This is a genomic window from Flavobacterium branchiarum (genome assembly GCF_030409845.1).
Classification (GTDB): Bacteria; Bacteroidota; Bacteroidia; order Flavobacteriales; family Flavobacteriaceae; genus Flavobacterium; species Flavobacterium branchiarum.
The window spans coordinates 1,276,348-1,302,366 of the sequence record NZ_JAUFQQ010000005.1 but is presented as its reverse complement, the minus strand read 5'-3'; the positions used below and the strand labels follow the sequence as shown (position 1 = coordinate 1,302,366).

The following is a 26,019-nucleotide window of genomic DNA, read 5'->3' as shown; positions in this document are numbered from 1 at the left end:
AGGATTATGTCGTCTCACTACGAAGCACCCATTAGAAAACCTTTAGTTATAGGTGATAAATCTTATCACGATGTAACTGTAGATGTAGCTGCGCCTGTTGAAGGTAAGGCAAATAAACATTGGTGGATTGTATTTTCAATCGCATTAACAGCTTTCCTTTGGGGATTAGGTTGTATATTTTACACCGTATCTACAGGTATCGGAACTTGGGGATTAAATAAAACAGTTGGTTGGGCTTGGGATATCACAAACTTTGTTTGGTGGGTAGGTATTGGTCACGCCGGAACTTTGATTTCAGCAGTATTATTGCTTTTCCGTCAACGATGGAGAATGGCAATTAACCGTTCTGCCGAAGCAATGACAATTTTCTCTGTTGTACAAGCAGGTTTATTTCCAATCATTCACATGGGTCGTCCATGGTTAGCATACTGGGTATTGCCTATACCAAATCAATTTGGTTCATTATGGGTAAACTTTAACTCACCATTACTTTGGGACGTTTTTGCCATCTCTACGTATCTTTCTGTATCATTAGTTTTCTGGTGGACTGGTTTATTACCTGATTTTGCAATGCTACGTGATAGAGCTATAACACCTTTTAATAAAAGAGTTTATTCTATCCTAAGTTTTGGATGGAGCGGTAGAGCAAAAGACTGGCAACGTTTTGAAGAAGTTTCTTTAGTACTTGCAGGTTTAGCTACTCCACTTGTACTTTCTGTGCATACTATTGTATCTATGGACTTTGCAACATCTGTAATTCCAGGATGGCACACAACAATTTTCCCTCCTTACTTCGTTGCAGGAGCGGTTTTCTCAGGATTTGCAATGGTAAATACATTGTTGATCATCATGAGAAAAGTTTCTAACCTTGAGGCTTATATTACAGTTCAACATATTGAATTAATGAATATCGTAATTATGATTACGGGTTCTATCGTAGGTGTTGCATATATTACTGAGTTATTCGTAGCTTGGTACTCAGGAGTAGAATACGAGCAATATGCATTCTTGAATAGAGCTACTGGACCTTACTGGTGGGCATATTGGTCAATGATGACTTGTAACGTTTTCTCTCCGCAATTCATGTGGTTTAAGAAATTAAGAACAAGTATCATGTTCTCATTTATTATTTCGATTGTAGTAAATATCGGAATGTGGTTTGAAAGATTCGTAATTATTGTTACTTCTTTACATAGAGATTATCTTCCATCTTCTTGGACAATGTTCTCACCAACATTTGTTGATATTGGGATTTTCATCGGAACAATTGGTTTCTTCTTTGTATTGTTTTTACTTTACTCTAGAACATTCCCAGTTATTGCTCAGGCAGAGGTGAAAACCATTTTGAAAGGAACAGGAGATAATTACATAAGAGAAAGAGCAAATAAAGATTCACATCATGAGTAATAAAGTTATATACGCCATTTATAATGACGATGATATTTTGATGGATGCTGTAAAGAAAACTAGAGCTGCACATCATCATATTGAAGAGGTATTTACTCCATTTCCGGTACACGGATTGGATAAAGCAATGGGCTTAGCGCCGACAAGATTAGCAATATGTGCTTTCTTATATGGATGTGTTGGTATCACTGTTGCGACTGTGATGATGAGTTATATTATGATTCATGACTGGCCTCAAGACATTGGTGGAAAACCAAGTTTCAGTTTCATCCAAAACATGCCAGCATTCGTGCCGATTATGTTTGAAATGACTGTGTTTTTCGCAGCCCACTTAATGGTTATCACTTTTTATATGAGAAGTAGATTATGGCCATTCAAAGAAGCAGAAAACCCGGATGTTAGAACAACTGATGACCATTTCTTAATGGAAGTTGCTGTTAATAACAACGAAGAAGAATTAGTTTCTTTCTTCCAAAACACGGGAGCTGTAGAAGTTAAAGTAATAGAAAAGAATTAATTGTAGCTATGAAAGGTATATATAAAATAACACTTTTAGTTGGTATAACTATTTTAGTTTCATCATGCCACAATACTTCGGCACCAAACTATCAGTACTTCCCTAATATGTATGAGTCTTTAGCGTATGAACCATATGCAGAAGCAAGTATTTTTAAAGGAGGAGAGGAAGGTCAACTTCCAGCAAAAGGAGCAATAAATAGAGGTTTTGAACCTTATGAATATGAGAATTCTACAGCAGGTTATGAATTGGCGAAAGCTAACTTAAAATCTCCATTAGATTCTTTAGATAGAAATTCTGAAAAAGGAAAAGAACTTTACGATATCTATTGTATTAGTTGTCATGGTGCAACTGGAAATGGAAAAGGTAAATTGGTAGAAAGAGAAAAATTTCTTGGAGTTCCTAGTTATAAAGATAGAGAAATCACTGAAGGAAGTATTTTTCATGTTGAGACTTACGGATTAAATGCAATGGGTTCTCATGCAAATCAATTAAGTACTCACGAACGTTGGTTAGTTGCTGACTATGTTCTAAAACTAAAAAGCCAATTATAATAATTGTTGAACAAACTGATCGTATTAGATATGTATACATTTTCAAGTAAATTAAAAACTTTTTCTTTCATCTTAATGGCCTTAGGTCTTTTGGGTATAGGGTATGGTTTTTTAAATGCACCTAAAGATATTCAAGAAGTTGAAAAAATTCTAGCTGCTGAATCTCATGGGGGTCACGGTGAAGCAACTCATGCTACTGCTGAGTCTACTCATGATACACATGCTGTAGCTTCTCATGATACTGCTGAAGCAGCTCATGAAGCACATGCTGAAGGAAAAAAAGAACACGCTCAAGTTAGTGCAGCTGACGAGCATAACAAGCATTTAAATCATGTTTTGCACCAATTGCAAAACAAACCATGGTCAGCATTATATGTTGCAAGTATCTTCTTTTTGCTACTTTCTATGGGAGTTTTAGCTTTTTATGCTATCCAAATCGTTGCACAAGCAGGGTGGTCTCCAGTATTATTTAGAGTTATGCAAGGTATAACTGCTTATTTACCTGTAGGTTCTGCTGTGTTTTTTGTAATCCTAGTACTTTGTGGACTTCACTTTAACCATATATTTGTATGGATGGGAGAGGGAGTAACAGATCCTAATAGCCCTAATTATGATGCAATTATTGCAAATAAAGCGGGTTATTTAAACTTTCCTTTCTGGATTATTAGAGCTGCTATATTTTTAATAGGATGGAATTTGTATAACTATTATACAAGAAAAAATTGTCTTGCTCAAGATGAAGCTAATGACGATTTAAATTATAAAAAGAATTTCAAATTAACTGCAGGATTTTTAGTATTCTTTATCGTTTCTGAGTCTATTATGTCTTGGGATTGGATTATGTCTATTGATCCACACTGGTATAGTACTTTGTTTGGATGGTACGTATTTGCTAGTTTCTTTGTTAGTGGTATTACTACAATTGCATTAGTAACTGTATACTTAAAATCTAAAGGATATTTAGAGTTCGTAAATACAAGTCATATTCATGATTTAGCTAAATTTATGTTCGGTATTAGCGTTTTTTGGACTTATTTATGGTTCTCACAATTCATGTTAATATGGTATGCTAATATACCTGAAGAGGTAACTTATTTTGTAACAAGAATACAACTATATAATCTTCCTTTCTTTGGAGCGGTTGTTATGAATTTCCTTTTCCCATTATTGATTTTAATCAATACAGATTTCAAGAGAATGAGTTGGGTTATTGTTATGGCAGGAGTTGTAATTTTATTAGGACATTATCTTGATTTCTTTAATATGATTATGCCTGGTACGGTAGGTGATAGATGGTTTATTGGTGTTCCAGAAATTGCATCAGTACTTTTCTTCTTAGGTTTGTTTATTTTTGTAGTGTTCACTGCATTAACTAAAGCTCCTTTGTTACCAAAAAGAAATCCATTTATAGAAGAAAGTAAACATTTTCATTATTAATATTTAAAGAAATAAACAGATGACAAGTTTGTTGGTAATTATAGTTTTAGTTTTATTAGCTGTATCATTATGGCAATTGACCAAGATATTTGATCTTACTCAGGTAGGTGCAAATTCGGACGATTCTCAGGTTGCATCTGATAACGATAATAATGTTCAAGGGTATTTGATGTTCGGATTTTTAGCTTTCATATATATATTTACTATATATGGTGTTATAAAATGGGGACCACTAGTATTACACACACCAGCTTCAGAGCATGGTAGTTTGGTTGATAGCCTTATGAACATTACTTGGGTTTTAATTTTTGTAGTTCAATTTATTACTCAAGGTTTACTTTATTATTTTTCTTTTAAATATAAAGGTGATAAAGATAAAAAAGCATTATATTTTGCAGATAATAATAGATTAGAAGCTCTTTGGAGTGTAATCCCAGCTGTTGTTTTAGCAGGATTAATTCTTTATGGATTATATGCTTGGAATAACATTATGTTTGTTGATGAAGATGAAGATACAATTGTTATCGAATTATACGCTCAACAGTTTAAATGGACAGCTAGATATGCTGGACCAGATAATGTTTTAGGAAAAGCGAATGTAAGATTAATAGAAGGTGTTAACACTTTAGGTGTTGATATGTCTGATCCTTATTCACAAGATGATATTGTAGTTTCAGAATTACATATTCCAAAAGGAAAGAAAGTGCATTTTAAAATGCGTTCTCAAGATGTATTGCACTCTGCTTACATGCCTCACTTTAGAGCTCAGATGAACTGTGTTCCTGGTATGGTAACTGAATTTGCTTTCACACCAGTTTATACTACTTCAGAATATAGAGAGTTACCATATATGGTAGAAAAAGTTGCTCATATTAATTCAATTCGTTCTAAGAAAAGTGTTGATTTAGTAGCAAAAGGAGAAACAGCTTTAGATCCTTATACTTTTGATTATTTGTTACTTTGTAATAAAATATGTGGAACATCACACTACAACATGCAAATGAAAATTGTAGTTGATACTCCAGAAGATTATAAAAAATGGTTAAGCGAAAAAGCTACATTAGCTCAGGATATTAAAGCAGCAGTAGCTCCAGCTCCAACAGAAGGTGCAGCAGGAACTGCTGATACGACTAAAGTAGATACTACTGCTAAAGTAGAAGCTCCTAAAGTAGCTATGAAATAATATTTATTTAAGAAATTTAAAGTATACACATATGTCAGCAGAAGGTCACGATCACGGACAAGATCACGAACACGAACATCACCATAAAGACACATTCATTACTAAATATATCTTTAGTATTGATCACAAAATGATTGCCAAACAATACCTTATTACTGGTATTATTATGGGGATTATTGGTATTGCAATGTCCTTGCTTTTTAGAATGCAATTAGCATGGCCTGAAGAGTCTTTCAAAATTTTTAATGTTTTATTAGGAGATAAATTTGCACCAGATGGTGTAATGACTAATGATGTTTATCTTGCATTGGTAACCATTCACGGTACAATCATGGTATTCTTTGTATTGACAGCTGGTCTGAGTGGTACATTTAGTAACTTATTGATTCCACTTCAAATTGGAGCACGAGATATGGCTTCTGGATTTATGAATATGGTATCTTATTGGTTGTTTTTCTTATCAGCAGTAATAATGTTATCTTCTTTATTTGTTGAAGCTGGACCTGCTTCTTCAGGATGGACGATTTATCCTCCATTAAGTGCTTTACCACAAGCGATTCCTGGTTCAGGAACAGGTATGACATTATGGTTGGTATCTATGGCAATATTTATTGCTTCGTCTTTAATGGGATCTTTAAATTATATCGTTACTGTTATTAATTTAAGAACAAAAGGGATGTCTATGACTAGATTACCTTTAACAATATGGACATTTTTTGTAACTGCAATTATTGGAGTTATTTCATTCCCAGTATTATTATCAGCTGCATTATTGTTGATTTTTGATAGAAGTTTTGGAACTTCATTCTTCTTATCTGATATTTATATCGCTGGAGAAGTTTTACATTACCAAGGAGGTTCACCAGTTTTATTCGAACATTTATTCTGGTTCTTAGGTCACCCTGAGGTATATATTGTAATCTTACCTGCAATGGGACTTGTTTCTGAAATTATGGCTACGAATTCTCGTAAACCAATTTTTGGATATAGAGCGATGATTATGTCAGTTTTAGCAATTGCTTTCCTTTCAACAATCGTTTGGGGTCACCACATGTTCGTTTCAGGAATGAATCCATTCTTAGGTTCTGTGTTTACTTTTACAACATTATTGATTGCTATTCCATCAGCTGTAAAAGCATTCAACTGGATTACAACTTTATGGAAAGGTAACTTACAATTCAACCCTGCAATGTTGTTCTCTATCGGAATGGTTTCTACTTTCATTACTGGAGGTTTAACAGGAATCATTTTAGGAGATAGTACTTTAGATATTAACGTTCACGATACTTACTTTGTTATTGCTCACTTTCACTTAGTAATGGGTATCTCTGCACTTTATGGAATGTTCGCTGGTATTTACCACTGGTTCCCTAAAATGTATGGTAGAATGTTAAACAAAAACCTAGGTTATATTCACTTTTGGGTAACAGCAGTTTGTGCTTATGGAGTATTCTTCCCAATGCACTTTATTGGATTAGCTGGTTTACCAAGACGTTATTATACAAACACAAGCTTTCCTTTATTTGACGATTTACAAAACGTAAACGTTCTAATAACAGTATTTGCTTTGGTAGGTGGAGCTTTCCAATTAGTATTCTTGTATAACTTCTTTAGTAGTATTTTCTACGGTAAGAAAGCAGTACAAAACCCTTGGAAATCTACAACATTAGAGTGGACTACACCAGTTGAGCATATTCACGGAAACTGGCCAGGAGAAATTCCTCACGTTTACCGTTGGCCATATGACTATAGTAATCCAAACTATGACGTTGATTTTGTACCTCAAAACGTACCAATGAAAGAAGGAGAAGAAGTTCTTCATCACTAAATATATTTAAAACCTCTACTCTTAGTAGAGGTTTTTTTTTGTCTTCCTTTTTCTTTATCTATCTTTGCTACATGAATGAGAATTTAGATCCGACAACTAATAGTTTTAATCCGGAAGAATTTGATCTTGAAAAAAGATTAAGACCGCTTTCTTTTGATGACTTTGCAGGTCAAGATCAAGTTTTAGAGAACTTGAAAGTATTCGTTGCTGCTGCAAATCAACGTAACGAAGCATTAGATCACACGCTTTTTCACGGGCCTCCGGGACTCGGAAAAACAACATTGGCAAATATCCTTGCCAATGAGCTTGAGGTTGGAATTAAGATTACTTCAGGGCCTGTTTTGGATAAGCCCGGAGATTTAGCTGGATTGCTGACTAACCTCGACGAAAGAGATGTTCTATTTATAGATGAAATTCATCGTCTTAGTCCAATCGTTGAAGAGTATCTTTATTCTGCAATGGAAGATTTTAAGATTGATATCATGATTGAATCTGGACCAAACGCACGAACAGTACAAATTAACTTAAATCCATTTACGTTAATTGGAGCAACAACGCGATCAGGCTTGCTTACAGCACCAATGCGTGCTCGTTTTGGTATTTCGTCAAGATTACAATATTACACAACAGAACTTTTAACTACAATTGTAGAAAGAAGCTCCTCTATATTAAAAATGCCAATTTCATTAGATGCTGCAATTGAGATAGCAGGGCGTAGTCGAGGAACACCTCGTATCGCAAATGCTTTATTGCGACGTGTTAGAGATTTTGCTCAGATTAAAGGAAACGGAACTATCGATTTGAGTATTGCTCAATATGCTTTAAAAGCTTTAAATGTGGATGCTCATGGTTTAGATGAGATGGATAATAAAATCCTTCTTACTATAATTAACAAATTTAAAGGAGGGCCAGTTGGGTTATCAACACTTGCAACGGCTGTTTCTGAAAGTAGCGAAACCATAGAAGAAGTATATGAACCATTCTTAATTCAAGAAGGGTTTATTATGAGAACGCCAAGAGGGCGCGAAGTTACCGATAAAGCATATAAACATTTAGGCAAAATAAACACGAATATTCAAGGCGGATTATTTTAATTTTTGAAGCTATTTCCTGCTGTCCACTATATCTTTTTCTAGGAAGCCTTCCTTCGTAAGAATTCTTAGAAAAAGGATGTCGTTCCCATCAGGGCTAAAAAGTATCCTGATAAAATCACGTTGATAAATTCTAAAACTACATATTCACAATTTATTAAATCCGAATCAAAAAGACTCGGATTCTTATCTTGTGGTATATCTAAGGCCGGTTTTTTAGAGCAAGAAGCACCGCGTTTAGAAAATTGGTTAAATAAAAATCATAACGGTCAAATGGCCTATATGGAAAACCATTTTGATAAACGATTAGATCCAACTTTATTAGTCGATGATGCTAAAAGTGTAGTGTCACTATTGCTTAATTACTACCCATCAGAAACCCAAGAAAAGGATAGTTTTAAGATTTCAAAATATGCCTTCGGACAAGATTACCATTTTGTAATAAAAGAAAAATTGAAAGAATTACTTCATTCAATTCAGGAACAAATAGGAGAAGTTTCAGGACGTGTTTTTGTAGATTCAGCACCTGTTTTGGATAAAGCTTGGGCAGCCAAAAGTGGTCTTGGTTGGATTGGTAAAAACAGTAATTTAATTACTCAAAAAGTGGGTTCTTTTTACTTTATAGCCGAGCTAATATTAGATTTAGACTTAGAATATGATTATGCTACAACAGATCATTGTGGTTCCTGTACAGCTTGTATAGATGCTTGTCCAACAGAAGCAATAGTTGCTCCTTATGTAGTTGATGGTAGTAAATGCATCTCTTATTTTACAATCGAATTAAAAGAAAATATTCCTCAGGAAATGAAAGGGAAGTTTGACGATTGGGCATTTGGTTGCGATACTTGTCAAGACGTTTGCCCGTGGAATCGATTTTCTAAAGCACACTCAGAACCATTATTTAATCCGAATCCTGATGTTATGACAATGTCAAGAAAAGATTGGATAGAGTTAACCGAAGAAACATTTCGAGTAGTATTTAAAAATTCACCGATAAAAAGAACAAAGTTTGATGGGCTTAAAAGAAATGTGGCATTTTTAAAATAAATTTTCTATCACTTTTTGATATTTTTGCTTTATTGTTGAATCCAAATGTTAATAAAGTTGTTTTTTAATAGAAAACACTGCAAAGTTGGTTCTGTTTATTGTTGGAATAAACTACTGATTCCAATTTTAATTATCTTTTTTTTGGTTGTTTTAATAGTTGAATTTAAGTGAGTTATGTGTTTTGGTATTCATTGTTTTAGTAAACATGACTTATAATGTTATAATTAAAACGTATTGTTGCCTTAAAGTTAATTTTTTCATCTATCAAAATAAGAAATTTTCTTCAAAACAAGTATTTCGTCGACAAAACAGGTAGTTTAACGAATAATCTAGTAATCTTTTTACTGTTTATATACTTTCGCTGCTCCAAACTACCTAATTTATAAACTTTAAGACGAATTTGAGTCGAACCTAATTTATTTATGGCGTTTATTTTATTTCACTTTCACGAAGTTTCAAAAAATCTTGTTCTAAGATTTTCAGGTCAATGGTCCTTTATTTTTAATTCAAATTTTTCGAATTCCTTTATTTGGTTTTCGAATCCCTATAGTATTACCCCTAAGAAAACTGTCTATGCAAAACTGTACTTTTAAAAAGCTTAATTTCTTTAAGCTAACTTTTTTTATTGTATTTTTTCTATTTTCAATTAACTCGTTTTCCCAAATTTGTGGGACTCCTGGAGGTGATGGGCCTATTACGGTAGAGAGTTCTGTAAATACCTATTATCCTATTTTTGGTGAGTCTACATTAAATACAGGGGGTAAATCTGTTTTCTTGGATAAAGTACCAGCTACGGATAGATATAAGAATAATTTTGGTACAATTCCTATTTCTATAGGAGATTTGATCTTGATTATTCAAATGCAAGATGCTTCTATTGATTATACAAATAGTAATTTGTATGGTTCAGGAACCTCTGGTAGTGGACGAGATGGTTTAGGAGGTACAGGATTTAAAGCTATTGGGAATACAGGAATTTTTGAATACGTAATTGCGACAAGTAATGTCCCACTAACTGGAGGAAATCTAACATTTAAAGGTACAGGTACTAATGGAGGTACTTATAATAGTTATGTTAACGCAGCACCAACGACAGCAAAAGGGAAGAGTACATTTCAAATAGTTCGAGTACCTCAATATTCTAATTTGAAATTAACAAAAAATATAACAACACCTCCTTTTAATGGAGTTGCTGGTGGAATCATTGCTTTTAATGTTTCAGGTAATTTCGATTTTAATAAATTTACTATAGATGGATCAAGTAGAGGCTTTAGAGGTGGTTATAGTCCAAAAAATGATTCTGGGGGAAATAATGCAACAACTTATGTGGGTGAAGCTAAAGTAAAATCCATCTCTGGTAAAGGAGAGGGAATTGCTGGTACACCAAAATTTATGTGGGATGGTTTTAATGAAGTGGTTAATGTAGATGAAGGTATGCCTGGTGGTTCTTCTGGAAGAGGAGCCCCTGCTAATGCCGGTGGTGGTGGTAATGACCACAATTCCGGTGGAGGTGGTGGTGGTAATGGTGGTTTTGGTGGTTTAGGTGGCTATGGATGGCAAGGTGGTGGAGGTGCACAATGGACGAATGCAAATCCTCTTACGGGAGGAGGAAGACCTGGTTATCTATCTTTCCGTACCGATGAAACTGAATTAACTAGACTTATTATGGGTGGAGGCGGAGGTGCCGGAGATGCTAACGATGCTAAAGATGGTGTAAAAGGTGGTGTTGGTGGAGCTATAGTACTTATTAATGCAGGTACTGTTAAAGGACCAGGTACGATTGAAGTAAATGGTGGTGCTGGTGCTGCTGGTGTTTATCAAAATTCATCAGATGGTGCAGGGGGTGCTGGTGCAGGTGGAACAGTTCTTTTGAATATTTCTGGAGCTACAACTAATGGCATAATAACAATTAATGCTAATGGAGGAGATGGAGGAAATACTGCTAATGATACTAAAAATGAGCACGGACCGGGTGGTGGTGGTGGTGGTGGAATCATCAGACACAACATTGCACTAGCTAGTGTTAAAGCTACCGCAAAAGGAGGACCAGCTGGTTTAACAAACGGTGATGGTGTTAAGCACGGTGCTGAGGATGGAACTCCAGGTATCGTAGCTGCTTTTACTAATGATAAACTACCTCCATATTTACAAGTTAATTCAAGCTGTTTTCCTATTCTTACTACTACAGTAAAAGCTTTACCTACAGCGTCTGCTTGTAGTTCAGTTAATGAAAAGGTTTCTTATGAAATTCAAATAACAAATACAGGTGTTGGAAATGCAGCTGGGGTTGCTTTAGATTTTCTTTTTCCTTTAAATATAGGATTCGATTCAGCTATAGTGAAGTCTCTAGTTGATGCATCGTTATCTTCAAGCGCTCTGACAAATACGAGTACAAACAATAGAACTCTGTTAGGCGATTTTAATATTGCACAAAATGGAGTGGTTACAATAACCTTAGTTGGTAAATTAACTGGAACCATTGCAGCGGGTGAATATAGTTCTAGTGCTCAGGCATTGTATTTGGATCCAACACGTTCGAGTACACCTAACAGAAAAATCACAGCATTTATAGATGCTTTTGTAGAGAACACTACAAATAAAACCTATCAAGGTGGTCAAGGTAATGTTCCAGGTTCAAATTTTAACGGTGCAGGCACTAAAGTAGATGATATAATAATCTACGCCTTACCAGAAACACCAAAAACTGAGGTTACGCAATTAAGTTGCTCAATGTCAACAGGAACAATAACCGTAACTTCACCTGCTAATGGGGCGAATATTTCTTATACAATAAAAGGCGCAAATCCAGCAACAGTAGAAACAACTACTACTGGTGTCTTTTCAGGATTGGCACCAAATACCTATGTTGTTACTACAACAAATGCCAATGGTTGTGTTTCACTTGCAACTGGTAATATAGTTATTAATGCAGCTGAAGGAGCACCAAAAACTACTGGGGCTTCAGTTTGTCAAGGAGATAGAAATGGAGCTTTGTTAAAAGTTACATCGTCAACATGTAACGTGAGAGATATAAATTGGTATCTAACTGATACGGGAGGTGATCCTATAGCTAGTGGGGCTGAATTTAATCCATTTACAAATAATAAATCTGGATTAACAGCAACTAGTCCTCCAGGAACTAAAACGTATTATGCGGCTTGTGGTAATTCAACTTGTAGAACAGCGACTAATTTTGTTATTAATGCTAAACCCACGATCACTAGTACGACTCAAGGTTCACGATGCGATGCAGGAACAGTGATTTTGAAGGCTACGGCTTCTGCGGGTACAATCAATTGGTATGATAGCGATACAGGAGTAACATTATCAGGAACAGGACCAGAATTTACTACACCAAGTCTAACTGTAAATAAAAATTATTATGTTGAAGTAACTAATAATGGTTGTACTTCAGCTAGGACATTAGTGAAGGCAACAGTAAATACTACACCAACAATTACTTCTACGAGGCAAGGGGCTGTATGTGGACCAGGTGAGGTAGTGCTAACTGCTACTGCATCAACGGGAGCAGAAATTCAGTGGTTCGCAGATTCAACAGGAGACACTTTATTGGCAACTGGGCCAACTTTTACTATAGAAGATTTATCAGTAACTACAACTTATTATGTAGGTGCTAGATTAGGGGATTGTACTTCATCATCAAGAAGATCAGTTGCAGCTGTTGTGAGCATACCTTCTGAAATTAAGCTTACTACTGGTGCGGAAATTGCTAACGTATGTACAGGATCAGACATTCAGAGTACTATTTATACTTTTAGTGGCAGTGCTACAAATGCTACAGTGACCAACTTACCAGCTGGATTAAAATCAGATGTAGATGAAAAAGAAAAAACAGTTACTATTTCAGGAACCCCAACTGCAGATGGTACTTATACTATAACGACAGTTGGTCATACAACTCCTTGTTCAGCAGCTATTATAACAGGAGATGTTAAGATGAACGCGAAACCTGCAAAACCAACAGCTAATACACCTACTCAACCAACTTGTGCTTTAGCTACAGGAAGCTTTACTTTAGGTGGATTACCATCAGGTAGTTGGACAATTCAGCCTGGAAATATTAATGGAAGCGGAAGCACTAAGCTTATCGAAGGATTGACTTCAGCTACATATAATTTTACAGTAACTAATGCAGCAGGTTGTACTTCACCAGCAGTAGAAGTTGTTATAAATGATAAACCAGTAGCACCAGCTCAGCCAGAAATTACCACTACACCAGCTACGTGTTCAGCTGCAGCAAGTAGTAAAATTAACAATTACGTTTCAGGTAATGCATATAGTTTTAATCCAGGTGGACCAAGTGTTGATGCATTAGGATTAATAAGTAATATGGTTATTGGAACTGGTTATACAGTTACATCTACAAAAGCGAATTGTATATCACTAGCATCAGCATCATTTAGTAATGCGGCTAAATTAGAAACACCAGCTCAACCAGAAATCACCACTACACCAGCTACGTGTTCAGCTGTAGCAAGTAGTAAAATTAAGAATTACGTTTCAGGTAATGCATATAGTTTTAATCCAGGTGGACCAAGTGTTGATGCATTAGGATTAATAAGTAATATGGTTATTGGAACTGGTTATACAGTTACATCTACAAAAGCGAATTGTATATCACCAGCATCAGCATCATTTAGTAATGCAGCTAAATTAGAAACACCAGCTCAGCCAGAAATTACAACTACTACAGCTACGTGTTCAGCGGCAGCAAGTAGCAAAATTAAAAATTACGTTTTAGGTAATACATATACTTTTGATCCAGCAGGACCAAGTGTTGATGCATTAGGATTAATAAGTAATATGGTTATTGGAACTGGTTATACAGTTACATCTACAAAAGCGAGTTGTATATCACCAGCATCAGCATCATTTAGTAATGTGGCTAAATTAGAAACACCAGCTCAGCCAGAAATTACAACTACTACAGCTACGTGTTCAGCGGCAGCAAGTAGCAAAATTAAAAATTACGTTTTAGGTAATACATATACTTTTGATCCAGCAGGACCAAGTGTTGATGCATTAGGATTAATAAGTAATATGGTTATTGGAACTGGTTATACAGTTACATCTACAAAAGCGAGTTGTATATCACCAGCATCAGCATCATTTAGTAATGCGGCTAAATTAGAAACACCAGCTCAGCCAGAAATTACAACTACTACAGCTACGTGTTCAGCGGCAGCAAGTAGCAAAATTAAAAATTACGTTTTAGGTAATACATATACTTTTGATCCAGCAGGACCAAGTGTTGATGCATTAGGATTAATAAGTAATATGGTTATTGGAACTGGTTATACAGTTACATCTACAAAAGCGAGTTGTATATCACCAGCATCAGCATCATTTAGTAATGCGGCTAAATTAGAAACACCAGCTCAGCCACAAGCAGGAACTATAACACATCCAACATGTGATACAGCTACAGGAACTTTCCAAATTTCAGGATTTGTTAGTACAAGTACTTATACATTTACACCACCGATATCTGTTGCTAATATTTCAAGCACAGGATTGGTAACAGCTGTATCAGGAAATTATACATTTACAGAAAGAAATGCTGCAGGATGTACTTCACCGGCATCATCTGAAATTGTTATGAATAATGTTATTTGTGCCAATGATGATACAACAACACCGATCAATGGAAAAGACGGAGGGAAAACAACAGTTTCAGTTTTAGATAATGATACACTAAACGGAACCAAAGTAGATCCAACAGAAGTTATTTTGAGTAAAATAGGTACATATCCAACAGGAATTACCTTAAATGCAGACGGAACAATTAGTGTTGCAGCGGGAACGCCAGCAGCTAATTATGAAGTTGAGTATAGCATATGTGAGAAGTTGAATGTATTAAATTGTAGTTCAACAAAAGTTACAGTAAAAGTAATAGCAGCTCCTATTGTTGCCAATACGGACACCACAGAGGAGATCAATGGAAAAGACGGAGGAAGCACTACAGTTTCAGTTTTAGATAATGATACACTAAACGGAACCAAAGTAGATCCAACAGAAGTTATTTTGAGTAAAATAGGTACATATCCAACAGGAATTATCTTAAATGCAGACGGAACAATTAGTGTTGCAGCGGGAACGCCAGCAGCTAATTATGAAGTTGAGTATAGCATATGTGAGAAGTTGAATGTATTAAATTGTAGTTCAACAAAAGTTACAGTAAAAGTAATAGCAGCTCCTATTGTTGCCAATACGGACACCACAGAGGAGATCAATGGAAAAGACGGAGGAAAAACAACAGTTTCAGTTTTAGATAATGATACACTAAACGGAACCAAAGTAGATCCAACAGAAGTTATTTTGAGTAAAATAGGTACATATCCAACAGGAATTACCTTAAATGCAGACGGAACAATTAGTGTTGCAGCGGGAACGCCAGCAGCTAATTATGAAGTTGAGTATAGCATATGTGAGAAGTTGAATGTATTAAATTGTAGTTCAACAAAAGTTACAGTAAAAGTAATAGCAGCTCCTATTGTTGCCAATACGGACACCACAGAGGAGATCAATGGAAAAGACGGAGGAAAAACAACAGTTTCAGTTTTAGATAATGATACACTAAACGGAACCAAAGTAGATCCAACAGAAGTTATTTTGAGTAAAATAGGTACATATCCAACAGGAATTACCTTAAATGCAGACGGAACAATTAGTGTTGCAGCGGGAACGCCAGCAGCTAATTATGAAGTTGAGTATAGCATATGTGAGAAGTTGAATGTATTAAATTGTAGTTCAACAAAAGTTACAGTAAAAGTAATAGCAGCTCCTATTGTTGCCAATACGGACACCACAGAGGAGATCAATGGAAAAGACGGAGGAAAAACAACAGTTTCAGTTTTAGATAATGATACACTAAACGGAACCAAAGTAGATCCAACAGAAGTTATTTTGAGTAAAATAGGTACATATCCAACAGGAATTACCTTAAATACAGACGGAACAATTAGTGTTGCAGCGGGAACGCCAGCAGCTAATTATGAAGTTGAGTATAGCATATGTGAGAAGTTGAATGTATTAAATTGTAGTTCAACAAAAGTTACAGTAAAAGTAATAGCAGCTCCTATTGTTGCCAATACGGACACCACAGAGGAGATCAATGGAAAAGACGGAGGGAAAACAACAGTTTCAGTTTTAGATAATGATACACTAAACGGAACCAAAGTAGATCCAACAGAAGTTATTTTGAGTAAAATAGGTACATATCCAACAGGAATTACCTTAAATACAGACGGAACAATTAGTGTTGCAGCGGGAACGCCAGCAGCTAATTATGAAGTTGAGTATAGCATATGTGAGAAGTTGAATGTATTAAATTGTAGTTCAACAAAAGTTACAGTAAAAGTAATAGCAGCTCCTATTGTTGCCAATACGGACACCACAGAGGAGATCAATGGAAAAGACGGAGGGAAAACAACAGTTTCAGTTTTAGATAATGATACACTAAACGGAACCAAAGTAGATCCAACAGAAGTTATTTTGAGTAAAATAGGTACATATCCAACAGGAATTACCTTAAATACAGACGGAACAATTAGTGTTGCAGCGGGAACGCCAGCAGCTAATTATGAAGTTGAGTATAGCATATGTGAGAAGTTGAATGTATTAAATTGTAGTTCAACAAAAGTTACAGTAAAAGTAATAGCAGCTCCTATTGTTGCCAATACGGACACCACAGAGGAGATCAATGGAAAAGACGGAGGAAGCACTACAGTTTCAGTTTTAGATAATGATACACTAAACGGAACCAAAGTAGATCCAACAGAAGTTATTTTGAGTAAAATAGGTACATATCCAACAGGAATTATCTTAAATGCAGACGGAACAATTAGTGTTGCAGCGGGAACGCCAGCAGCTAATTATGAAGTTGAGTATAGCATATGTGAGAAGTTGAATGTATTAAATTGTAGTTCAACAAAAGTTACAGTAAAAGTAATAGCAGCTCCTATTGTTGCCAATACGGACACCACAGAGGAGATCAATGGAAAAGACGGAGGGAAAACAACAGTTTCAGTTTTAGATAATGATACACTAAACGGAACCAAAGTAGATCCAACAGAAGTTATTTTGAGTAAAATAGGTACATATCCAACAGGAATTACCTTAAATGCAGACGGAACAATTAGTGTTGCAGCGGGAACGCCAGCAGCTAATTATGAAGTTGAGTATAGCATATGTGAGAAGTTGAATGTATTAAATTGTAGTTCAACAAAAGTTACAGTAAAAGTAATAGCAGCTCCTATTGTTGCCAATACGGACACCACAGAGGAGATCAATGGAAAAGACGGAGGAAAAACAACAGTTTCAGTTTTAGATAATGATACACTAAACGGAACCAAAGTAGATCCAACAGAAGTTATTTTGAGTAAAATAGGTACATATCCAACAGGAATTATCTTAAATGCAGACGGAACAATTAGTGTTGCAGCGGGAACGCCAGCAGCTAATTATGAAGTTGAGTATAGCATATGTGAGAAGTTGAATGTATTAAATTGTAGTTCAACAAAAGTTACAGTAAAAGTAATAGCAGCTCCTATTGTTGCCAATACGGACACCACAGAGGAGATCAATGGAAAAGACGGAGGAAAAACAACAGTTTCAGTTTTAGATAATGATACACTAAACGGAACCAAAGTAGATCCAACAGAAGTTATTTTGAGTAAAATAGGTACATATCCAACAGGAATTACCTTAAATGCAGACGGAACAATTAGTGTTGCAGCGGGAACGCCAGCAGCTAATTATGAAGTTGAGTATAGCATATGTGAGAAGTTGAATGTATTAAATTGTAGTTCAACAAAAGTTACAGTAAAAGTAATAGCAGCTCCTATTGTTGCCAATACGGACACCACAGAGGAGATCAATGGAAAAGACGGAGGAAAAACAACAGTTTCAGTTTTAGATAATGATACACTAAACGGAACCAAAGTAGATCCAACAGAAGTTATTTTGAGTAAAATAGGTACATATCCAACAGGAATTACCTTAAATACAGACGGAACAATTAGTGTTGCAGCGGGAACGCCAGCAGCTAATTATGAAGTTGAGTATAGCATATGTGAGAAGTTGAATGTATTAAATTGTAGTTCAACAAAAGTTACAGTAAAAGTAATAGCAGCTCCTATTGTTGCCAATACGGACACCACAGAGGAGATCAATGGAAAAGACGGAGGGAAAACAACAGTTTCAGTTTTAGATAATGATACACTAAACGGAACCAAAGTAGATCCAACAGAAGTTATTTTGAGTAAAATAGGTACATATCCAACAGGAATTACCTTAAATACAGACGGAACAATTAGTGTTGCAGCGGGAACGCCAGCAGCTAATTATGAAGTTGAGTATAGCATATGTGAGAAGTTGAATGTATTAAATTGTAGTTCAACAAAAGTTACAGTAAAAGTAATAGCAGCTCCTATTGTTGCCAATACGGACACCACAGAGGAGATCAATGGAAAAGACGGAGGGAAAACAACAGTTTCAGTTTTAGATAATGATACACTAAACGGAACCAAAGTAGATCCAACAGAAGTTATTTTGAGTAAAATAGGTACATATCCAACAGGAATTACCTTAAATGCAGACGGAACAATTAGTGTTGCAGCGGGAACGCCAGCAGCTAATTATGAAGTTGAGTATAGCATATGTGAGAAGTTGAATGTATTAAATTGTAGTTCAACAAAAGTTACAGTAAAAGTAATAGCAGCTCCTATTGTTGCCAATACGGACACCACAGAGGAGATCAATGGAAAAGACGGAGGAAAAACAACAGTTTCAGTTTTAGATAATGATACACTAAACGGAACCAAAGTAGATCCAACAGAAGTTATTTTGAGTAAAATAGGTACATATCCAACAGGAATTATCTTAAATGCAGACGGAACAATTAGTGTTGCAGCGGGAACGCCAGCAGCTAATTATGAAGTTGAGTATAGCATATGTGAGAAGTTGAATGTATTAAATTGTAGTTCAACAAAAGTTACAGTAAAAGTAATAGCAGCTCCTATTGTTGCCAATACGGACACCACAGAGGAGATCAATGGAAAAGACGGAGGAAAAACAACAGTTTCAGTTTTAGATAATGATACACTAAACGGAACCAAAGTAGATCCAACAGAAGTTATTTTGAGTAAAATAGGTACATATCCAACAGGAATTACCTTAAATGCAGACGGAACAATTAGTGTTGCAGCGGGAACGCCAGCAGCTAATTATGAAGTTGAGTATAGCATATGTGAGAAGTTGAATGTATTAAATTGTAGTTCAACAAAAGTTACAGTAAAAGTAATAGCAGCTCCTATTGTTGCCAATACGGACACCACAGAGGAGATCAATGGAAAAGACGGAGGAAGCACTACAGTTTCAGTTTTAGATAATGATACACTAAACGGAACCAAAGTAGATCCAACAGAAGTTATTTTGAGTAAAATAGGTACATATCCAACAGGAATTATCTTAAATGCAGACGGAACAATTAGTGTTGCAGCGGGAACGCCAGCAGCTAATTATGAAGTTGAGTATAGCATATGTGAGAAGTTGAATGTATTAAATTGTAGTTCAACAAAAGTTACAGTAAAAGTAATAGCAGCTCCTATTGTTGCCAATACGGACACCACAGAGGAGATCAATGGAAAAGACGGAGGAAAAACAACAGTTTCAGTTTTAGATAATGATACACTAAACGGAACCAAAGTAGATCCAACAGAAGTTATTTTGAGTAAAATAGGTACATATCCAACAGGAATTATCTTAAATGCAGACGGAACAATTAGTGTTGCAGCGGGAACGCCAGCAGCTAATTATGAAGTTGAGTATAGCATATGTGAGAAGTTGAATGTATTAAATTGTAGTTCAACAAAAGTTACAGTAAAAGTAATAGCAGCTCCTATTGTTGCCAATACGGACACCACAGAGGAGATCAATGGAAAAGACGGAGGGAAAACAACAGTTTCAGTTTTAGATAATGATACACTAAACGGAACCAAAGTAGATCCAACAGAAGTTATTTTGAGTAAAATAGGTACATATCCAACAGGAATTACCTTAAATGCAGACGGAACAATTAGTGTTGCAGCGGGAACGCCAGCAGCTAATTATGAAGTTGAGTATAGCATATGTGAGAAGTTGAATGTATTAAATTGTAGTTCAACAAAAGTTACAGTAAAAGTAATAGCAGCTCCTATTGTTGCCAATACGGACACCACAGAGGAGATCAATGGAAAAGACGGAGGAAAAACAACAGTTTCAGTTTTAGATAATGATACACTAAACGGAACCAAAGTAGATCCAACAGAAGTTATTTTGAGTAAAATAGGTACATATCCAACAGGAATTACCTTAAATGCAGACGGAACAATTAGTGTTGCAGCGGGAACGCCAGCAGCTAATTATGAAGTTGAGTATAGCATATGTGAGAAGTTGAATGTATTAAATTGTAGTTCAACAAAAGTTACAGTAAAAGTAATAGCAGCTCCTATTGTTGCCAATACGGACACCACAGAGGAGATCAATGGAAAAGACGGAGGAAAAACAACAGTTTCAGTTTTAGATAATGATACACTAAACGGAACCAAAGTAGATCCAACAGAAGTTATTTTGAGTAAAATAGGTACATATCCAACAGGAATTACCTTAAATACAGACGGAACAATTAGTGTTGCAGCGGGAACGCCAGCAGCTAATTATGAAGTTGAGTATAGCATATGTGAGAAGTTGAATGTATTAAATTGTAGTTCAACAAAAGTTACAGTAAAAGTAATAGCAGCTCCTATTGTTGCCAATACGGACACCACAGAGGAGATCAATGGAAAAGACGGAGGAAAAACAACAGTTTCAGTTTTAGATAATGATACACTAAACGGAACCAAAGTAGATCCAACAGAAGTTATTTTGAGTAAAATAGGTACATATCCAACAGGAATTACCTTAAATGCAGACGGAACAATTAGTGTTGCAGCGGGAACGCCAGCAGCTAATTATGAAGTTGAGTATAGCATATGTGAGAAGTTGAATGTATTAAATTGTAGTTCAACAAAAGTTACAGTAAAAGTAATAGCAGCTCCTATTGTTGCCAATACGGACACCACAGAGGAGATCAATGGAAAAGACGGAGGAAAAACAACAGTTTCAGTTTTAGATAATGATACACTAAACGGAACCAAAGTAGATCCAACAGAAGTTATTTTGAGTAAAATAGGTACATATCCAACAGGAATTACCTTAAATGCAGACGGAACAATTAGTGTTGCAGCGGGAACGCCAGCAGCTAATTATGAAGTTGAGTATAGCATATGTGAGAAGTTGAATGTATTAAATTGTAGTTCAACAAAAGTTACAGTAAAAGTAATAGCAGCTCCTATTGTTGCCAATACGGACACCACAGAGGAGATCAATGGAAAAGACGGAGGAAAAACAACAGTTTCAGTTTTAGATAATGATACACTAAACGGAACCAAAGTAGATCCAACAGAAGTTATTTTGAGTAAAATAGGTACATATCCAACAGGAATTACCTTAAATGCAGACGGAACAATTAGTGTTGCAGCGGGAACGCCAGCAGCTAATTATGAAGTTGAGTATAGCATATGTGAGAAGTTGAATGTATTAAATTGTAGTTCAACAAAAGTTACAGTAAAAGTAATAGCAGCTCCTATTGTTGCCAATACGGACACCACAGAGGAGATCAATGGAAAAGACGGAGGAAAAACAACAGTTTCAGTTTTAGATAATGATACACTAAACGGAACCAAAGTAGATCCAACAGAAGTTATTTTGAGTAAAATAGGTACATATCCAACAGGAATTACCTTAAATACAGACGGAACAATTAGTGTTGCAGCGGGAACGCCAGCAGCTAATTATGAAGTTGAGTATAGCATATGTGAGAAGTTGAATGTATTAAATTGTAGTTCAACAAAAGTTACAGTAAAAGTAATAGCAGCTCCTATTGTTGCCAATACGGACACCACAGAGGAGATCAATGGAAAAGACGGAGGGAAAACAACAGTTTCAGTTTTAGATAATGATACACTAAACGGAACCAAAGTAGATCCAACAGAAGTTATTTTGAGTAAAATAGGTACATATCCAACAGGAATTACCTTAAATGCAGACGGAACAATTAGTGTTGCAGCGGGAACGCCAGCAGCTAATTATGAAGTTGAGTATAGCATATGTGAGAAGTTGAATGTATTAAATTGTAGTTCAACAAAAGTTACAGTAAAAGTAATAGCAGCTCCTATTGTTGCCAATACGGACACCACAGAGGAGATCAATGGAAAAGACGGAGGGAAAACAACAGTTTCAGTTTTAGATAATGATACACTAAACGGAACCAAAGTAGATCCAACAGAAGTTATTTTGAGTAAAATAGGTACATATCCAACAGGAATTACCTTAAATACAGACGGAACAATTAGTGTTGCAGCGGGAACGCCAGCAGCTAATTATGAAGTTGAGTATAGCATATGTGAGAAGTTGAATGTATTAAATTGTAGTTCAACAAAAGTTACAGTAAAAGTAATAGCAGCTCCTATTGTTGCCAATACGGACACCACAGAGGAGATCAATGGAAAAGACGGAGGAAAAACAACAGTTTCAGTTTTAGATAATGATACACTAAACGGAACCAAAGTAGATCCAACAGAAGTTATTTTGAGTAAAATAGGTACATATCCAACAGGAATTACCTTAAATGCAGACGGAACAATTAGTGTTGCAGCGGGAACGCCAGCAGCTAATTATGAAGTTGAGTATAGCATATGTGAGAAGTTGAATGTATTAAATTGTAGTTCAACAAAAGTTACAGTAAAAGTAATAGCAGCTCCTATTGTTGCCAATACGGACACCACAGAGGAGATCAATGGAAAAGACGGAGGAAAAACAACAGTTTCAGTTTTAGATAATGATACACTAAACGGAACCAAAGTAGATCCAACAGAAGTTATTTTGAGTAAAATAGGTACATATCCAACAGGAATTACCTTAAATGCAGACGGAACAATTAGTGTTGCAGCGGGAACGCCAGCAGCTAATTATGAAGTTGAGTATAGCATATGTGAGAAGTTGAATGTATTAAATTGTAGTTCAACAAAAGTTACAGTAAAAGTAATAGCAGCTCCTATTGTTGCCAATACGGACACCACAGAGGAGATCAATGGAAAAGACGGAGGAAAAACAACAGTTTCAGTTTTAGATAATGATACACTAAACGGAACCAAAGTAGATCCAACAGAAGTTATTTTGAGTAAAATAGGTACATATCCAACAGGAATTACCTTAAATACAGACGGAACAATTAGTGTTGCAGCGGGAACGCCAGCAGCTAATTATGAAGTTGAGTATAGCATATGTGAGAAGTTGAATGTATTAAATTGTAGTTCAACAAAAGTTACAGTAAAAGTAATAGCAGCTCCTATTGTTGCCAATACGGACACCACAGAGGAGATCAATGGAAAAGACGGAGGGAAAACAACAGTTTCAGTTTTAGATAATGATACACTAAACGGAACCAAAGTAGATCCAACAGAAGTTATTTTGAGTAAAATAGGTACATATCCAACAGGAATTACCTTAAATGCAGACGGAACAATTAGTGTTGCAGCGGGAACGCCAGCAGCTAATTATGAAGTTGAGTATAGCATATGTGAGAAGTTGAATGTATTAAATTGTAGTTCAACAAAAGTTACAGTAAAAGTAATAGCAGCTCCTATTGTTGCCAATACGGACACCACAGAGGAGATCAATGGAAAAGACGGAGGGAAAACAACAGTTTCAGTTTTAGATAATGATACACTAAACGGAACCAAAGTAGATCCAACAGAAGTTATTTTGAGTAAAATAGGTACATATCCAACAGGAATTACCTTAAATACAGACGGAACAATTAGTGTTGCAGCGGGAACGCCAGCAGCTAATTATGAAGTTGAGTATAGCATATGTGAGAAGTTGAATGTATTAAATTGTAGTTCAACAAAAGTTACAGTAAAAGTAATAGCAGCTCCTATTGTTGCCAATACGGACACCACAGAGGAGATCAATGGAAAAGACGGAGGGAAAACAACAGTTTCAGTTTTAGATAATGATACACTAAACGGAACCAAAGTAGATCCAACAGAAGTTATTTTGAGTAAAATAGGTACATATCCAACAGGAATTACCTTAAATGCAGACGGAACAATTAGTGTTGCAGCGGGAACGCCAGCAGCTAATTATGAAGTTGAGTATAGCATATGTGAGAAGTTGAATGTATTAAATTGTAGTTCAGCAAAAGTTACAGTAGTTGTTACTAAACCAAAAATAGAAGCTGTAATAGAAACGACTCCATCTATTAATGGAAATACAGGAGGTACTACAGACCCATTAACATCTAACGATACGTTAAATGGTGATAAAGTTGTAATAGGAGCCAACCCAGGAGAGGTAAAATTAACTGGATTAAACGTACCAACAGGATTGACATTAAATCCTAACGGAACAGTAACTGTTGCACCAAATACCCCAGCGGGTAACTACAATGTAGAATACGAAATATGTGAAGTAACTAATCCAACAAACTGTGATAAAGTTGTTTCAATAGTAGTAGTAGGTAAACCAATCATTGATGCAGTAACAGAAACTACGCCATCTATTAATGGAAATACAGGAGGTATTACACGATCATTAACATCTAACGATACGTTAAATGGAACTACTGTTGTAATTGGAACAAAAACAGGAGATATAATTTTAACATTAGTGAAAGTACCAACAGGATTGACATTGAATCCTGACGGAACAGTAACAGTTGCTCCAAACACACCAGCGGGTAATTACAATGTTGAATACAGAATATGTGAAGTAACGAATCCATCAAATTGTAGCACTGTAACTTCAATAGTTGTTGTAGGGGCAGCAGTAATCGAAGCAAATGACGATGATGTAGTTTTTGCTGATGGTATTAATGGATCATTAGAGGTAATCAATGTATTAGATAATGATATGTTGAATGGTGTTAAAATAACTGACCCATCGGTTGTTGTTTTAAAAGACCTAACAAAAATACCAGGAATTACGTTAAATGTAGATGGAACTATTGATGTAGCACCAAATACAGCAGGTGGAACTTATGAACTTACGTATCAAATTTGTGATGCCATAAATAGATTAAGTTGTATTACGGCTAAGGTTACAATCTTTGTAGAAGTACCATCTATTGCAGTTGTGAAAACGGCAGTGTTTAACGATGAAAACAAAAGTGGTTATGCGAATGAAGGAGAAACGATAACGTATAAATTTAAAATTACAAATACAGGAAATACACCTCTTTTCAATGTTATTATTGATGATCAACTTCCAGGACTTATTATGTTAGGAATGCCAATATCATTAGGAGTAAATGAAACAGACGAGCATTCTTTCATAGGTACTTACGTTATTAAACAATCAGATATTAATGCAGGTAAAATTGTGAACCAAGCAACAGTATTTGGAACAAGTGCACATGGAATTATAGTTGAGGATAAATCAGATAATCTAAGCGAAGTAGATGATAATCCAACAGTTTCTCCAGTAGAAGGATGTGTAATTAAAGTATTCAATGCAATATCGCCAAACGGAGATTCTCAAAATGACCGATTCTATATTCAAGGTTTAGAATGTTATCCAGATAATACTGTAGAGATATACAACCGTTGGGGAGTATTAGTCTTTGAACGTGATGGATATAATAATACCGATAGAGCTTTCAAAGGATTCTCAGAAGGACGTACAACAGTTCAACAATCAGTTGGATTGCCAGTTGGAACGTATTATTATATTCTGAAATACAAGGATAATCAATCTAATGCTCATCAAAAAGCAGGATATTTATACATCAATAAATAGTAAAAACAAATAGGAATGGCTTAGCTCAATAGGGCTAGGCTATTCTTTTAAAAAAA

At 35.6% G+C, this 26,019-nt stretch carries 9 protein-coding genes; all 9 read left to right on the top strand.

The features are described 5' to 3' along the window. The first annotated feature begins 6 nt into the window (after nucleotides 1-6). Nucleotides 7-1,407, top strand: coding sequence for an NrfD/PsrC family molybdoenzyme membrane anchor subunit (gene nrfD, locus QWY99_RS17545; protein ID WP_290267021.1), 1,401 nt, complete (start codon nucleotides 7-9; stop codon nucleotides 1,405-1,407). Then, on the top strand, nucleotides 1,400-1,924 hold the full coding sequence (locus QWY99_RS17540) for a DUF3341 domain-containing protein (protein ID WP_290267020.1): 525 nt from the start codon (nucleotides 1,400-1,402) through the stop codon (nucleotides 1,922-1,924). The genes nrfD and QWY99_RS17540 overlap by 8 nt, the downstream gene beginning before the upstream one ends. An 8-nt stretch (nucleotides 1,925-1,932) precedes the next feature. Further along, nucleotides 1,933-2,478 (top strand): c-type cytochrome, encoded by a 546-nt coding sequence (locus QWY99_RS17535; RefSeq protein ID WP_290267019.1) that lies wholly within the window; start codon nucleotides 1,933-1,935, stop codon nucleotides 2,476-2,478. Nucleotides 2,479-2,508: 30 nt separating this feature from the next. Beyond that, nucleotides 2,509-3,915: a cation-translocating P-type ATPase gene (locus QWY99_RS17530; protein WP_290267018.1), complete on the top strand. Its 1,407-nt coding sequence runs from the start codon at nucleotides 2,509-2,511 to the stop codon at nucleotides 3,913-3,915. A 19-nt stretch (nucleotides 3,916-3,934) separates the two neighbouring features. After that, a complete protein-coding gene (locus QWY99_RS17525) occupies nucleotides 3,935-5,098 on the top strand; it encodes a cytochrome c oxidase subunit II (protein WP_290267017.1) in 1,164 nt (387 codons plus the stop codon). A gap of 31 nt (nucleotides 5,099-5,129) precedes the next feature. Continuing rightward, nucleotides 5,130-6,926: a cytochrome c oxidase subunit I gene (locus QWY99_RS17520; RefSeq protein WP_290267016.1), complete on the top strand. Its 1,797-nt coding sequence runs from the start codon at nucleotides 5,130-5,132 to the stop codon at nucleotides 6,924-6,926. A 71-nt stretch (nucleotides 6,927-6,997) separates the two neighbouring features. Then, entirely contained in the window at nucleotides 6,998-8,020 is a 1,023-nt protein-coding gene (gene ruvB / locus QWY99_RS17515) for a Holliday junction branch migration DNA helicase RuvB (RefSeq protein WP_290267015.1), read from the top strand. Nucleotides 8,021-8,140: 120 nt separating this feature from the next. Then, nucleotides 8,141-9,064: a tRNA epoxyqueuosine(34) reductase QueG gene (gene queG, locus QWY99_RS17510; RefSeq protein WP_290267014.1), complete on the top strand. Its 924-nt coding sequence runs from the start codon at nucleotides 8,141-8,143 to the stop codon at nucleotides 9,062-9,064. Between the two features lie 573 nt (nucleotides 9,065-9,637). Continuing rightward, nucleotides 9,638-25,963 carry a T9SS type B sorting domain-containing protein gene (locus QWY99_RS17505; RefSeq protein ID WP_290267013.1) on the top strand — a complete coding sequence of 5,442 codons (16,326 nt, stop codon included), beginning with the start codon at nucleotides 9,638-9,640 and terminating at the stop codon, nucleotides 25,961-25,963. Nucleotides 25,964-26,019: the final 56 nt, after the last annotated feature.

What these genes read in the sequence shown, in the direction of transcription:
- nrfD (WP_290267021.1), top strand. Translation starts at nt 7, where the DNA reads ATGTCGTCTCACTACGAAGCACCCATTAGAAAACCTTTAGTTATAGGT.
- QWY99_RS17540 (WP_290267020.1), top strand. Translation starts at nt 1,400, where the DNA reads ATGAGTAATAAAGTTATATACGCCATTTATAATGACGATGATATTTTG.
- QWY99_RS17535 (WP_290267019.1), top strand. Translation starts at nt 1,933, where the DNA reads ATGAAAGGTATATATAAAATAACACTTTTAGTTGGTATAACTATTTTA.
- QWY99_RS17530 (WP_290267018.1), top strand. Translation starts at nt 2,509, where the DNA reads ATGTATACATTTTCAAGTAAATTAAAAACTTTTTCTTTCATCTTAATG.
- QWY99_RS17525 (WP_290267017.1), top strand. Translation starts at nt 3,935, where the DNA reads ATGACAAGTTTGTTGGTAATTATAGTTTTAGTTTTATTAGCTGTATCA.
- QWY99_RS17520 (WP_290267016.1), top strand. Translation starts at nt 5,130, where the DNA reads ATGTCAGCAGAAGGTCACGATCACGGACAAGATCACGAACACGAACAT.
- ruvB (WP_290267015.1), top strand. Translation starts at nt 6,998, where the DNA reads ATGAATGAGAATTTAGATCCGACAACTAATAGTTTTAATCCGGAAGAA.
- QWY99_RS17505 (WP_290267013.1), top strand. Translation starts at nt 9,638, where the DNA reads ATGCAAAACTGTACTTTTAAAAAGCTTAATTTCTTTAAGCTAACTTTT.